The organism is Paenibacillus sp. p3-SID1389, assembly GCF_025151705.1.
GTDB lineage: Bacteria > Bacillota > Bacilli > Paenibacillales > Paenibacillaceae > Fontibacillus > Fontibacillus phoenicis.
Genome location: NZ_JALXVO010000031.1, coordinates 16963 through 31629, shown reverse-complemented (window position 1 = coordinate 31629; position 14667 = coordinate 16963). Strand labels below are relative to the sequence as shown.

The window sequence follows — 14667 nt, the reverse complement described above, 5'->3', positions numbered from 1 at the left end:
AAGGAACCCCGCAATGTGTTACTGGGACTTGCCCAATTAAGCCTCATTGGGTTCCCCTTCAGCTTCTTCCTCCTCAGCAATCAAGCCGGCAAACAACCCATGCACGAATTGCTCGGAATCGAATTTTTGGAGATCTTCCATCTTCTCGCCTAGTCCAACGAATTTCACCGGAAGGCTGAGCTCTTGACGGATGGCGATGACAATACCGCCTTTAGCCGTGCCATCCAGCTTCGTGAGCACGAGACCGGTCACGCCGCTCTTCTCGCCAAACAGCTTGGCTTGGCTAAGCGCGTTTTGCCCTGTTGTTGCATCAAGCACCATCAGCACCTCATGCGGAGCGTCTGGAATTTCGCGCTGGATGACGCGGTAAATCTTGTTCAGCTCCTCCATCAGGTTCGACTTGTTCTGCAGCCGTCCCGCGGTATCGCACAGCAGAATATCGGCCCCACGCTGCTTGGCGGCTTGAACCGCGTCGAACATCACCGCTGCCGGATCAGAGCCGGCCTGTTGCTTGATGACATCCACTCCAACTCGATTGCCCCAAACCTCGAGCTGCTCAATCGCCCCTGCACGGAAGGTGTCGCCGGCAGCCAGGATGACCTTCTTACCCTGTTGCTTATAGAAATGGGCCAACTTACCGATCGTCGTCGTTTTACCGACCCCATTAACGCCAACGAACAAAATGACGCTGATCCCGTCCGGGTTCAAATGCATTTCGCTGTCCTCATCCCCGCGCAGCAGCTGGGTCAGCTTCTCGGAGAGCAGCGGCTGGAGCTCCGAGGCGTTCTCGATCCGGCGCTGCTTCACTTCGGCCCGCAGATCATCGATCAGCTTCATTACGGTGTTCACGCCAACATCGGCGCCAATCAAAATTTCCTCCAGCTCTTCGAAAAATTCCTCATCGATTTTTTTGCGCCGGGTTACGAGCTCTGTCACTTTTTCAACAAAGCCTTTCCGGCTTTTCTCCAGCCCGTCCCGGAACTGTTTCGTTACGGATTCCGTTTTAGATGCAATGCTTTCTCTCAGTTTCTTAAAGAAACTCATAGGAATATGTCCTCCTTCATCACTTCGAACTCAATTATCTCATACCGCAGGGGGCCTAAGCAATTTTCCGCCCCAGACCGCGTAAACACAAAAACGTGGCAGGAGAGCCAAGCTGTCGTCTTGACCCCCAAGCCACCGTAAATTGTATTTGAGAATGTTCTGTTGGCTTAAGCGATTTCGACCGTATCTTCGTCCTCCAGCTTCACCGAAACGAGCTTGGACACGCCGCCTTCCTCCATGGTCACCCCGTACAGCACGTCGGCTTCTTCCATCGTGCCTTTGCGGTGAGTCACCACGATAAACTGGGTTTGCTCCGAAAATTCGCGCAAGTACTGGGCAAAACGGACCACGTTGGCTTCGTCCAGCGCCGCCTCGACCTCGTCGAGCACGCAGAACGGCACCGGCTTCACCTGCAAAATCGCAAACAGCAGCGCCATCGCTGTTAATGCCCGCTCCCCGCCGGAGAGCAGCTGCAGGTTTTGCAGCTTCTTGCCCGGCGGCTGAGCCACCACATCGATCCCTGTGTCCAGCAGGTTGTCCGGATCGACCAAGATCAAATCCGCCCGCCCGCCGCCGAACAGCTTCGAGAAGACGATCACAAATTCGCGGCGAATGGCGTCAAACGTCGTTTTGAAGCGTTTGGACATCTCCTCGTCCATTTCGCGGATTACCTGGTACAACGTCGTTTTCGCTTCGACGAGATCATTCTTCTGCTCGCTGAGGAACTGATAACGTTCCGACACGCGGTTGTATTCCTCGATCGCGCCGAGATTCACTTCCCCAAGCAACGTGATCTGCCGCTTCAGCTCCTTCACGTCGGCCTGGGTCTGCGGCACATCCTCCGGCACGGCGTAACGCTGCTTCGCCAGCTCGTAGCTCAGCTCGTAATCCTCAGACAGCTTGCGCAGAATGTTATCCAGCTCCACGTCGAGGCGGTTCGCCTGGATTTCTGTCTGGCGCAGCTGCTCCTCTACGGCCTTGAGCCCAAGCCGCTGCTCTTTCGTTTCGCTTTCGCCTTCCTCCAGCTTCTTCACAAGCACGGCGCGCGAAGCGCGTTCCAGCTCCAGCTGTTCGCTGGCCCGTTCCTTCTTCAGCTTAAAGTCGTTGAGCTCTTCCCGTTGCTTCACGGTCTGCTCCTCGTTTTGCTTCAGGTCCGCTTCAATCGACTGCAGGATCGTGCGGGTCTGCCCCAGCTCACGCTCCTGCACCTTGAACTCTTCCTCCGCGCGGCGCAGCTGCTCACGCAGCGACTGGCATTCCTGATCCAGCTTGCCTTCCCGGACCTTGAGCCCGGTCAGCAAATCCTGCAGCTCCTCCTTGGCCGATTCGCTAGCTTTACGCGCGAACTCGGCTGCCCGGATCGACTGCTGCACCGTTTGCTCTTCTTTCTCCAGCTCAACGAGTCGCGCTTCCGCCGCGGTCTTCGTCGCTTCAAGCTCCTCGAGCTCTTTCAGGTAGTGGCCTTTCTCCTGGCCATAGAGCTCAAAATGCTCGGAGACACGGCGCCATTCGTGGTCGATCTGTTTCAAATCACCGGCGCATTCTTGCTCCTCTACCCGTTTGGCATCGCCGGCTTCCCGCAGTCGCGTTAACTCGCTTTCGGCCTTGGCCAGCTGACTGCGTACGTCTGCCAACCCTTTGCGCAGCTTGTCCAGCATTTCCTCGCTTTCGCGAATATCGCCGGCAAGCTGGTCGAGCTGGCGTTTACGCCCCAGCAGGTTGCTGTTCTTGCGATGCTGGCTGCCCCCGGTCATCGAACCGCCGGCATTCACGACATCGCCTTCCAGCGTCACGATCCGGAAGCGGTATTGCAGCCGTGCGGCCATTTTGTTCGCCCGCTCCAGATCGCTGGCAAAGACGACATTACCGAGCAAGCTGCCGACAATGTTCTCATACCTCGGCTCGTAGCCCACCAGATCGGCTCCAATGCCGATGAATCCGTCCGCTTCCTCCAGTAGACGTTTGTCCGCTGCGGAAATCTGGCGCGGACGAATTACGTCGAGCGGAAGGAAGGTCGCCCGGCCCAGCTGCCGCTGCTTCAGAAAGGCGATCGCCTGCCGCGACACCGCTTCGTTTTCCATGACGATATGCTGCATCGCAGCGCCTAGCGCCGTCTCTACGGCGACTTCAAGCTTCTCCGGCACCCGAATCAGCTCCGCGACAGCACCGTGGACACCGGACAACGTCGACCGTTTGGCCGCCTTGAGCACTTCCTTAACGCCCAAGACAAACCCGTCGTAGTCGTCCTCCATCTCCTTCATCGTGTCGCGGCGGGAAACCAACGCTTCGCGCTTCTGTTCCCATTTGCGGATGTTGCTTTGGCTTTCTTCCACAAGCTTCTGCAGCGAATTCACGCGTTCGCTTTCCTGGATGTACTGTCCGCGCAAATCGGCAATCTCTTTGCCCAGCTTGTCTAGCACCTTCTCCAGTTCAGCCTTGCGCGCTTTGAGCCGTTCCAGCTCCTCCGTCCATTTGACGCCTTCCTCTTCCGCGCGTTCCATCCGGCGTTTCACGCTTTCCTTCTGCTGTTCAGCATAATGGATCTCGTTGCGCGCTTGCGCCATCTGGTTCATGATGTCCAGCAGTTGGCCTTTCAGGCCGTCCTCCTGCGCTTGGCTGATGCCGCCGGTTACCCCGATCAGCTTCGCCTCTTCGGCCGCCAGCTCATTACGCAGTTCATGAAGCTGCTGCTCCGCTGCGGCGAATTTGGCTGCCAGCTGCTCCTTTTCCTGCTGCCGCTGGGCGAACCGCTCTTCACTAATCTCCAGCGATTGAAGCAGCTGCTCGCGATTTTGAGTCAGATTTTTAGCGCGTTCCTTCAGCACTTCGCCGTAGCCTTCGCTTTTCTCGTAGCTTTCGCTGTATTCGAGCAGCTGACTTTGCAGCAGTTCGATTTGATCCTCAACCTGACGAAGGGCCAGCCGGTCGCTCTCCAATTTGGCATCATGCGCGGAAACAACGGTCGACAGCGCCAGCTGCTCCTCCTGCAGTTTGGCCAGCTTGGCGTTGGCCTCGCTCCACGATTCATGGATTTGCTCGATCTGATGCACATATAGCGAAATTTCTTTATTTTTTAATTGCTCACGCAATTCCTTGTACTTCAGGGCTTTCTCCGACTGCTCCTTCAGCGGCTCGATCTGATCCTCCAGCTCGGACACCAAGTCGTTGATGCGAAGCAGGTTCTGCTCGGTTTCATCCAGCTTGCGGCGGGCGTCGCGTTTGCGGCTCTTGTATTTCACAATCCCCGAAGCCTCTTCAAAAATGCCGCGGCGGTCCTCCGAGCGTGTGCTCAAAATTTCCTCAATCCGGCCCTGCCCGATGATAGAGTACGCTTCCTTCCCGATCCCCGTGTCCATAAACAGCTCGGTGATATCCTTCAGCCTGCAGGGCTGCTTGTTGATGAAGTATTCACTGTCGCCGCTGCGATGGACTCGCCGGGTCACCGTCACTTCGCTGAAGTCAAGCGGCAACGCTTGATCGGTGTTGTCCAACGTCAGCGATACCTCACTGTAATTCACGGCCTTGCGCGCGTCACTGCCGGCAAAAATGATATCTTCCATCTTCCCGCCGCGCAGCGACTTGGCGCTTTGCTCCCCGAGCACCCAGCGGATCCCGTCGGAGATGTTACTCTTACCGCTGCCGTTAGGTCCAACCACGGCGGTAATTCCGCGGACGAATTCCATCTCCGTCTTATCGGCGAACGATTTGAAGCCCGCTAACTCTATCCGTTTCAAAAACATACGTTCACGATCACCTCTACCGACTATTGTAACATACCCCAAGCCCTGGAGGACAGGCTATCCGTCGCGGAAGATTGCGCGGCATGACGCTTCTCTCATTCGCTTGAAATTTAAGGCACTTTTTGCTAGTGTGATAGAAAAAAATCCAACCTCTTATATCGGTAAAAGGAGCAACATTGATGAGCATAAAAAAACTTTCCCGCCTGGCCGGCATCATGATATCTGTATGCCTTGGGACGGCTTCCCTCGGATCGCCGGGACTGCCAGTGGCTTCCGCTTCGCAGACGCAGGCGGGGAAATCCGTAACTGTGACCGTAGGGGGGCAATCCGTTGCCTGGACAACCAAGCCCCTCATTTATCGCGGCGTGACCTATGCCCCTTTGCGTGAAGCGGCGGAATACCTGGGTGCAGAAGTACGATGGAATACTACGAAACGTGCTGCCGAGCTTCGGGTACACGGGGACACGATCCTGCACCGCGCGGGGACGGATCTGTTCAGCGTCAACGGCAACCCGCTCCGGATCGGCGTAAATTCGTTAGATCAAGGCGGCGTCACCTTGGTGCCTTTGCGGGCTTTAGCCGAAGTGCTGAAGGCTGAGGTGGATGCCGTGGCAATGTCAGGAACGATGCACGTTGCCTTGACCCCGGACGCAGCGACATTCCGTTCTTCGGAAACCGAGGTAGCTGACCGCTATTTGCAAGCCCAGAAGTACTCCGGCATCGCAATGATTGCTAAAGGTGACCAGATCCTGCTGCGCAAAGGGTACGGATATGACGGCGATAACCAGCTCGTCCGGGCCGATCAAAAGTCGCGCATTGGATCGCTGACCAAATCGTTTACGGCGGCGGCCGTCATGAAGCTCGCGGAGGAGGGAAAGCTTCACCTAGACGATACATTAGAGTCGTATTTCCCCGGTTTTCCTAGTGGGGATCGGATTACTATTCACCTGCTGCTATCCCACCTGTCCGGCATCAACCCCAACTTTCCACGTGTTGCGGGCCTGTCCTTGCAAGATACCATCGAAGCGATCCGCTCCAAACCGCTGCTGAGTGAACCGGGCAGCAAATTTATGTACAGCAACAGCGGTTATGTCGTGCTGGCAGGGATCATCGAGAAAGCCTCGGGGATGAGTTATGGGGAATATCTGAAGCAGAGCATTTGGGAGCCGCTGGGTTTAAAAGACACCGGCGAAGCGACGCCCTCGATTCCGGTCCTTCAGGGCTACGTTAGTGCCGGGGACCAACTCTGGGCGCCGGCCGGCCCTTATATCTCACAATCCGGGACCGGCACGTTATATTCCACTGCCAACGACATGTTGAAGTGGATCGCCTCATTTGAAACGGAACGCGTACTTAGCCAAGCGTCGATCGACCAAATGTTCACCCCGTATTCTGAGAAAAATTACGGCTACGGCTGGATGATTCAGCAGGAAAACGGGACAACACGCGTCTTCCACAATGGCAGCGGTACCGGCTACGCCACCGGCATGTCCCGGGAGCTCGGCGGCGGGTATACGATCATCCTGCTCGGCAACCACGCCGGCATGGATACGTTGACGCTGATGACCGAGCTCAGAAAGCGGCTGCCTTAAGCTTTGTTGAATCGTTACGGCATCCCTGTACTGAATAAGTATCCGTCTTTAAGTACCCGTACTCGCATCGCATATGCTCTAACGCTTACCAGGATGCTTATTTGGGCAAAATGCACACGTTCCATTATCTAACGCTGATCAGCATGCTTATTTTCTGTGAAACCCCGTTTTTTTAAGGAGAAATCGCTTAATAAGCTCTCCTACAAGCGTTACATCTTTCAACTTCACGTTTCACTACAAATAACAACTGTGGTCAGCGTTACAGACTTTCGGAAGGCAGTGGATATGAATAAAGGTCGTCCCCCGCTTGAGCTTCAAGTGACAGGGACGACCTTTTTTGTTTCAAAATGACTTGGTTAACCGCCAAGCTCAGAGCTCTTAAGCAACTCCAATGCCACGGCGGCGGCCTGCTGCTCGGCTTCCTTCTTGGATCTGCCAGTACCCTGGCCAAGCGGACGCCCATCCATGCGGACCTCCGCAACGAATTCGCGCTCATGGGCCGGTCCCCGTTCTTCAATGATCCGGTATTCCAATGTGCCCATGCCATGATGCTGCGTCAATTCCTGCAGCTCCGTCTTGAAGTCGCCGGTTGACAGCTTGCCATCAAGGGTCAATTTAGGGAATACATGGCGATGAAGGAACGCAGTAACTGCTTCCAGGCCCTGGTCCAAGTACAAAGCGCCAATAAAGGATTCGAACACATCCGCGAGCAGAGCAGGACGAGTTCGCCCACCCGTCAACTCCTCGCCTTTGCCTAGCAGGACGTATTTTCCAAACTCCAGGTTTTCGGCGAATTTCACGAGCGACGGTTCACAGACGATCGCGGCGCGCAATTTGGTCAGCTCGCCTTCAGGACGATCCGGGAATAACCGATATAAATGCTCCGAAACGGTCAATTCGAGAACGGCATCGCCCAAGAACTCCAGCCGTTCGTTATCCTCATATTGACTGAAGCGATGCTCATTCACGTATGACGCATGAGTGAAGGCTTGTTTCAGAAGCTGCCGATTTTGGAATACCAGTTCAAGTTTTTGCTGTAACTGCTTCAGATCTCCATTCACCGGACTTAACCCCTTATGCTTCGTATTTCTTCATGATGATCGTGGCATTGTGTCCACCGAATCCAAACGAGTTGGACATCGCGACGCGGACATCCGCACGTCTGGCTTCGTTCGGAACGTAGTCCAGATCACATTCCGGATCCGGATGCTCCAAGTTGATCGTTGGCGGAATGATGCCATGCTTCAAGGTGAGCCCGCAAATGACGCCTTCCACCCCGCCGGCAGCCCCAAGCAAGTGGCCGGTCATCGATTTCGTCGAGCTGACCGCCAATTTATAAGCATGGTCTCCAAACGCACGTTTGATCGCAATCGTCTCCGAGCGGTCGCCAACCGGGGTCGATGTCCCGTGGGCATTGATATAATCCACTTCTTCCGGCGCAATCCCGGCATCGCGGATCGCCATCTTCATGCAGCGTTCCGGTCCGTTGGGATCCGGCTCCGTCATATGGTGAGCGTCCCCGCTCAAGCCGTAGCCGATAACTTCACCGTAGATTTTAGCACCGCGCTTCTGTGCATGCTCCAGTGATTCCAGAATCAGAATCCCGGCGCCTTCGCCCATGACAAAGCCATCTCGTTCCAGATCAAACGGCCGGCTGGCTTTCTCCGGTTCGTCGTTGCGGGTCGACATCGCCCGCATCGAGCAGAATCCCGCCATACCGGTCGGACGGATCGTTGCTTCCGCGCCTCCGCAAATCATCACATCGGCATCACCCCGCTGGATAAGCTTGTACGAATCGCCGATGGAATGAGTTCCGGTCGCGCACGCAGTTACCGCCGTCGTGTTCGGACCCTTCGCTCCAAACATGATCGATACATGGCCCGAGGCCATATTGGCAATCATCATAGGAATAAAAAATGGGCTGACGCGTTTTGGACCTTTCTCCAGCAAAATATTGTGCTGGTCTTCCCAAGTTCCAAGACCGCCGATCCCCGAACCAATCATAACGCCAACCCGTTCCGGATCGGCCGTCTCACCGATGGTGAGTCCGCTGTCTTTCATGGCGCTGATTGCCGCAGCGGCTGCAAATTGCACGAAGCGGTCCATCTTCCGCGCTTCCTTCCGATCCACATAATCCTCTGGATTAAAATCTTTCACGGAGGCGGCAATTTGCGTCGGGTATTCGCTGACATCAAACGCTTCGATTCTCGAAACGCCGGATTTCCCCTGAACAAGGTTATTCCATAGCGTATCGAGGTCTTGTCCTAGCGCCGTCACGACCCCCATTCCTGTGACTACTACTCTATGCTTCAAACACATTCACCTCGTATGGACTTCATGTGTACTAATCATTCTAAGTTCTTAAGCACGAATGCTTGCAGAAGCTGAAGATGAGGAGAAGTCCCGCCTGCTATGTAGGAGGTACGGGACTTTTGGATGACATTAGGTATGAGATTGTATGTAGTTTACAACTTCACCTACAGTCGTAATCTTCTCTGCATCTTCGTCGGAAATTTCCAGATCGAATTCATCTTCCAATTCCATGACCAACTCAACTACGTCAAGCGAATCCGCACCCAAGTCGTCTTTGAAAGACGCTTCCAGCGTCACTTCGGCTTCATCAGCGCCGAGGCGATCCACTACAATGCGTTTTACGCGATCCAAGATATCGGACATCCGGTTCACCTCCTCTTTGGTATTATAAGAGATTTGAAGTTAAAATGCCATAGAAGCGAAAGGCGTGATTTTTACATATACATTCCGCCGTCTACGTGCAGCGTTTGACCGGTCATATATGCCGCGCTGTCCGAGGCGAGGAACAGAACCACGCTGGCGATCTCCTCAGGTTGTCCCAAGCGGGCCAATGGGATATCCGCCAGCAGCTTCTGGCGATACTCCTCCGGAAGCTCGCCCGTCATATCGGTATCGATAAACCCGGGGGCGACGCAATTCACGGTGATCCCGCGCGAAGCCAGCTCGCGCGCCGATGATTTGGTCAAGCCAATAACCCCGGCTTTGGCGGCGACATAGTTCGCCTGACCCGCATTGCCGAGCACGCCGACCACCGAAGAGATATTGATAATTCGTCCCGAGCGCTGCTTCATCATCGGGCGGGTCACGGCTTTGATGCCGTTAAATACGCCTTTGAGATTCGTCTCGATGACTTGATCAAATTCTTCTTCCTTCATGCGCATAATTAAATTATCTCTTGTAATCCCTGCGTTATTCACGAGAATATCGATCCGGCCCCACGCATCCAGCATGGATTTCACCATTTCCTCGAACTGCTCGCTGCTGCCTACATGCGCTTTAACCGCGTAGGATTTCACACCAAGCGCCTCGATTTCGGAAACGACGCGGGCGGCGGCTTCTTCATTCCCCGCATAGTTTACAACAACGTCAGCTCCCGCCTCGGCCAAAGCAAGCGCAATGCTGCGGCCAATTCCACGTGAAGCCCCCGTGACCAAAGCGGTTTTCCCTTGCAGCGGTTTGCTCATACGGTTCATCTCCTTTCGCCTAACCTATGCGAAGCATTTAAAAATCAAAGCTCTAGATTGCCTCTATGATCCTATCGCCATTCTTTGCGCCAAGCGGCACCTTTGCGGCGATGGTAAAACCTAAGGCTAAATCGGCCTATTCGGTTAAAGCTGCAGCCGTTTGTTCCAGGCTGTCCAATCCGCTAACGTTAAACAGCCGCGCCGATTTATCGATTTTTTTGATTAATCCGGTTAAGACGCTGCCAGGCCCGATCTCTACGAACGTATCCACGCCTTGGGAAAGGAGCCAACTCACGCTATCCTCCCAAAGCACAGGAGAATAAACTTGACGAACCAGCAATTCGGCAATCTCTGCCCCGCTTTGTACGGGACGAGCCGTCACATTAGCGACAACCGGCACCTTGGCATCGCTGAACGAAGCAGCGGCCAGCCGTTCGCCCAGCCGTTCCGCAGCCGTCTTCATCAAAGAAGAGTGGAACGGTCCGCTGACCTCCAGGGGAATCGCCCGTTTGGCCCCGATTTCCTTCACCCGCTCAATGACGAGGTCAACCCCTTCTCGGCTTCCCGAGACCACAATCTGCCCAGGGCAGTTCACATTCGCCAGCTCAACCAGCGCACCGCCAGCAGTAATGTCGGCGCACAGCTTAGCAAGTGCGTCACGCTCGCCGCCAAGGACGGCTGCCATCGCGCCTTGCCCGCCCGGCACCGCTTGCTCCATAAATTCGCCGCGCGCCCGAACAAGCTTCACGGCATCTTCAAAGTGAAGAACACCGGCTGCGGTCAGCGCGCTGTATTCGCCTAGACTGTGACCGGCAACATAATCCGGTTGAACGCCTTTGGCGGCAAATGCCTCATATAGCGCCACGCTAGTCGTCAAGAGCGCCGGCTGTGTATTGGCCGTCTGCTTCAGCTCCGTGTCCGGTCCGCCGAAGATCAGATCGGTGAGCTTGAAGCCCAGCTGCTCATCTGCAGTTTCGAACCGCGCCCGTGCTTCCGGCAGCGCGTCATATATATCCTTGCCCATTCCAACGCTTTGGGAACCCTGTCCCGGAAAAACAAAAGCGATTTTGCCCATCCTGTGCACTCCCTATCGTAAAAGTCCGGTGAATGACCATCCATCCTCGCGTATCCGAATGGCGATCGCCTAGATTACCACACGAGCACGGATGCTCCCCAGGTTAGTCCGCCTCCGAAGCCAACGAGCAGGATGGTGTCGCCTTCCTTCATGCGTCCATCCTCTGCTGCTTCAACCAGAGCCAGCGGAATCGAAGCTGCCGAAGTGTTGGCGTATTTATCCACATTGATCACGCACTTCTCTTCCGGCAAATTCAGACGCTCTCTCGCCGATTGGATGATTCGGATATTCGCCTGGTGAGGGACGAAGAGATCGATGTCCTCTTTGGTCTTCCCTGCTTTGCGAAGCACTTCTTCGGTTGCCGTTCCCATCACGCGTACGGCAAACTTGAACACCTCGCGGCCATTCATATAAATGTAATGCTTGCGATCCGCCACGGTCGCCTCCGAAGCAGGAAGGCGAGAACCGCCCGCTTCGAGCTTCAGCAACTCGCCGCCGGCCCCTTCCGCGCCGAGATCAAAGGACAAGAATCCGCGGCCTTCCGGCACCTCGCCGAGCACGACAGCCCCGGCCCCATCCCCAAACAGAACACAAGTGTTCCGGTCCGTATAGTCCGTGATGCGGGACAAGGTATCCACACCGATCACCAGTGCATTCCGGTACATTCCAGTCTGAATAAATCCGTTCGCCGTGGCCATTCCGTAAACAAACCCTGAACAAGCGGCGGATAAATCAAAGGCAGCCGCTTTCTTCGCACCGAGCTTGTCCTGCAAAATGCAAGCGGTCGAAGGAAACGCCATGTCCGGGGTGATCGTTGCCACAATGATCAAATCCAGCTCTTCCGCTTTCAAACCCGCGGAATCCAACGCCCGAACGGCCGCTTCATAAGCCAAGTCGGAGGACGCTTGGTCCGGTGCGGCGATATGCCGTTCTTTAATTCCTGTACGCGAAACGATCCATTCGTCATTCGTATCTACGATTTTCTCCAAATCGGCATTCGTCAGCACCTTTTCCGGAACGTACTTCCCGGTCCCGATAATTCCAACCGAACGTAATTTTGTCACGATCCTCATTCACTCCCCGCTGATTTCACGTGCTATACTTTCCGTCAATTTGCTTTGCAACGCCGTACGCGCTTGGCGTACAGCATTCTTAATGGCACCTCCGTCAGAGGATCCATGCCCCTTCACGACCAAACCACTTAAACCAAGAAGCGGCGCTCCGCCATGCTCCTTGTAGTCCATCGTCTTCTTCAATCCGCGCAGGGACGGCATTAATACGGCTGCAGCCAGCTTGTTCTTTAACGATTTTGAAAATTCCTTCTTCAGAATCGAGAACATCGTGCCCGCCGTACCTTCCAGCGATTTCAGCAAAATATTTCCCGCAAAGCCGTCACACACCAGTACATCGCAAGCACCGGTCAAGATATCCCTAGCTTCCACGTTCCCAACAAAGTTAATCGGCATCGTCTCTAACAGCGGGAAAGCCGATTTGGTAAGCTCATTGCCCTTCTTCGCTTCGGTGCCGACATTCAGCAGACCCACCCGCGGCTTGCTAATGCCGTGCACCTTCTCGCGATAGATGCTTCCCATCAGGGCGTACTGGGCCAGATGCTCCGGCTTGGCATCCATATTGGCACCAAGATCAAGCGCTAACACGCCGCGCTCATCCACCGTCGGGATCATCGGCGCAAGCGCGGGCCGCTCAATCCCTTCCATCCGCCCGACCACCAGCAGTCCCGTAGTCATCAATGCACCGGTGTTGCCGGCGGAGATCATCGCCTCCGCTTCCCCTTCGCGGACAAGCCGTCCGGCGACAACCATCGAAGAGTCCTTTTTGCGGCGAACCGCCTTAACCGGCTCGTCCTCCGCTTCGATCACTTCGGACGCGTGATAAATTCGTAAATTTGCCGGCGCTCCTTGCAGCATCGGCTTCAGCACTTGCTCATTACCAACCAGAATGATTTCGGTATCGCTCCATTCCTTGGCTGCGGCCAGTGCACCTTCGACCGTGCTCTGCGGCGCGTGATCTCCGCCCATCGCATCAATGGCGATTCTCATGCTGACTTCCTCCTTCTGAAGTGTCCTCTCCGGTGGACCGGTAGATGACGAAATTCCCTTGGAATACCATTTCTTCGCCTACGTAAGTAAAGACCTCAACCTTCGCTTTGCCTTTTTGGCCGGAATTGGGTCTGACATAAGCTTTCGCAATGCATTTCTCACCGAGATGCACCGAACGGATAAACCGGATGTCTGCAGAGAATGTCAAAGCGATTTCGTCGTTGATCACAGCCACCGCCAAGGAGTTCGCCTGGGCAAACACATGATGTCCACGGGCGATCCCCGTCCGGGAGAACACATGCTCCTCACGGATTTCAAAGATGGAGATCCCGCTCTTGTCCAGCTGCAGATCGACGATCTCCCCGATGACCTCATGCAGCGGCAAGGAACGAACCTGGTCATACGACCGTTCCGCCATCAGCTTCATCCGCTCCCGGAGCTCCGGGATGCCCAGCTCCATGCGGTCAAGACGGATTGTCTGAATGCTGACTTTCAGCTGACGGGTCAGCTCTTGGTCCGTAATAAACGGGTTAGCTTCTATCATTTGGACGAGCTGTTGCTGCCTCGCCCGCTTCGGCAAACGTTCGATGGGTATCCCCCCCTCTTCAGCAAGCAATGATGGTCTATCTATAATATCAACGTTCCCTTATATGTAATAGTTGGCGAAGCTACTCTTTAGAACCTGGTACTAAAATGTAGTATAAAGCATCCCGTCCCAAAAGAAAAGCGAAATTGCCATAAACCTGACGGAAGGCGGCACGGGAGGCGGCAACAACAAAGACAAAAAAAATAGCACCTCATCGAAATGAAGTACTACTTTGAGTTGTTGCTTTAAGCTTATTGGCCAATAATTTCTCTAGATTTGTAAGTTCCGCAAACTTTGCAAACGTGGTGAGCAAGCTTCAATTCTCCGCATTGTTCACATTTTACCATGCCCGGCACAGCCAATTTGAAATGCGTGCGGCGTTTGTCGCGGCGCGTTTTGGACGTTCTCCGTTGAGGTACTGCCATGGTTCCCACCTCCTTATTCAAGTCAACCCTAACCGGGGCTTTATTTCTTGTTTTCTTGCTTATTTTTTGAAAAAATCGCCGAGCGCTGCGAGTCGCGGATCGATCTTATCCGTATTGCAGCCGCAATCCCGCTCGTTCCGATCCGTTCCGCAAACCGGGCATAGCCCTTTGCAGGATTCCTCGCACAGAGCGGCATACGGAAGATGAAGCAACAGCGTCTCTTCCACGTACGGCACGAGATCGACTTTGTCGTCGGCGACATAATGCAAGTCATCGTCTTCTTCCTGCGCCTGTACGTCTGTCTCGGGATCGTCGCCTTGTTTGAAGCTCTCTGAAAACTCCGCTTGCACGACCTGCTTCAAGGGCTTCAGACACCGGGAACAGGTCATATCGAGCTCTGCAGTCAGCTGGCCTTTGACATCGACAACGTCTCCGCCGGCAGCTTCCGCCTGCAAATCGACCTGAAGCGGACTGATCGCGGTAATGTCCCTGCGACCTTTAACGACATGGCTTACGTCCAAGGCTTGATGAATCTTCACCGGAGCTCCGGACGAGTTCACCTGACGTAAATGAATAATCATCAGCATCACTCCAAACAAACAAAAGTTATTATACCGATTTTAAGTAAGTTTTGTCAACAATAAAGCG

The 14667-nt window shown here is 54.7% G+C and carries 13 protein-coding genes; 1 reads left to right on the top strand and 12 read right to left on the bottom strand.

From position 1 onward, the window contains the following. Positions 1–36 precede the first annotated feature (36 nt). Positions 37–1044 carry a signal recognition particle-docking protein FtsY gene (ftsY, locus tag M3G15_RS13605; protein WP_260071228.1) on the bottom strand — a complete coding sequence of 336 codons (1008 nt, stop codon included), beginning with the start codon at positions 1042–1044 and terminating at the stop codon, positions 37–39. A gap of 167 nt (positions 1045–1211) precedes the next feature. Further along, positions 1212–4784, bottom strand: coding sequence for a chromosome segregation protein SMC (gene smc, locus M3G15_RS13600; protein ID WP_260071227.1), 3573 nt, complete (start codon positions 4782–4784; stop codon positions 1212–1214). A gap of 179 nt (positions 4785–4963) precedes the next feature. Here smc and M3G15_RS13595 point away from each other — a divergent pair, with 179 nt between their 5' ends. Continuing rightward, positions 4964–6376 carry a serine hydrolase domain-containing protein gene (locus M3G15_RS13595; RefSeq protein WP_260071226.1) on the top strand — a complete coding sequence of 471 codons (1413 nt, stop codon included), beginning with the start codon at positions 4964–4966 and terminating at the stop codon, positions 6374–6376. A 356-nt stretch (positions 6377–6732) separates the two neighbouring features. On the opposite strand, the gene rnc is transcribed toward M3G15_RS13595, so the two are convergent. The 10 genes from rnc to M3G15_RS13545 all read right to left on the bottom strand — a co-directional run bounded on the left by rnc (position 6733) and on the right by M3G15_RS13545 (position 14600). Next, positions 6733–7437, bottom strand: a complete 705-nt coding sequence (gene rnc / locus M3G15_RS13590) for a ribonuclease III (protein WP_260071225.1) — start codon at positions 7435–7437, stop codon at positions 6733–6735. Positions 7438–7450: 13 nt separating this feature from the next. Then, the gene (gene fabF, locus M3G15_RS13585; RefSeq protein ID WP_260071224.1) at positions 7451–8689 is read right to left on the bottom strand and encodes a beta-ketoacyl-ACP synthase II; all 1239 of its coding nucleotides are present in this window, start codon (positions 8687–8689) and stop codon (positions 7451–7453) included. A gap of 129 nt (positions 8690–8818) precedes the next feature. Further along, on the bottom strand, positions 8819–9052 hold the full coding sequence (acpP, locus tag M3G15_RS13580; RefSeq protein ID WP_009222968.1) for an acyl carrier protein: 234 nt from the start codon (positions 9050–9052) through the stop codon (positions 8819–8821). 71 nt (positions 9053–9123) lie between these two features. Continuing rightward, entirely contained in the window at positions 9124–9873 is a 750-nt protein-coding gene (gene fabG / locus M3G15_RS13575; RefSeq protein ID WP_009222967.1) for a 3-oxoacyl-ACP reductase FabG, read from the bottom strand. Between the two features lie 136 nt (positions 9874–10009). Then, positions 10010–10948, bottom strand: a complete 939-nt coding sequence (gene fabD, locus M3G15_RS13570) for an ACP S-malonyltransferase (protein ID WP_260071223.1) — start codon at positions 10946–10948, stop codon at positions 10010–10012. A 74-nt stretch (positions 10949–11022) separates the two neighbouring features. Continuing rightward, the gene (locus M3G15_RS13565) at positions 11023–12012 is read right to left on the bottom strand and encodes a beta-ketoacyl-ACP synthase III (protein WP_016312477.1); all 990 of its coding nucleotides are present in this window, start codon (positions 12010–12012) and stop codon (positions 11023–11025) included. Positions 12013–12021: 9 nt separating this feature from the next. Next, the gene (gene plsX / locus M3G15_RS13560) at positions 12022–13008 is read right to left on the bottom strand and encodes a phosphate acyltransferase PlsX (protein ID WP_016312478.1); all 987 of its coding nucleotides are present in this window, start codon (positions 13006–13008) and stop codon (positions 12022–12024) included. Further along, the gene (gene fapR / locus M3G15_RS13555) at positions 12992–13588 is read right to left on the bottom strand and encodes a transcription factor FapR (protein WP_028537792.1); all 597 of its coding nucleotides are present in this window, start codon (positions 13586–13588) and stop codon (positions 12992–12994) included. Before fapR ends, plsX begins: the two co-directional genes overlap by 17 nt. 257 nt (positions 13589–13845) lie before the next feature. Next, the gene (rpmF, locus tag M3G15_RS13550) at positions 13846–14019 is read right to left on the bottom strand and encodes a 50S ribosomal protein L32 (RefSeq protein WP_009222962.1); all 174 of its coding nucleotides are present in this window, start codon (positions 14017–14019) and stop codon (positions 13846–13848) included. A gap of 59 nt (positions 14020–14078) precedes the next feature. Then, positions 14079–14600 (bottom strand): YceD family protein, encoded by a 522-nt coding sequence (locus M3G15_RS13545; protein ID WP_016312480.1) that lies wholly within the window; start codon positions 14598–14600, stop codon positions 14079–14081. Between the last annotated feature and the right edge of the window lie 67 nt (positions 14601–14667).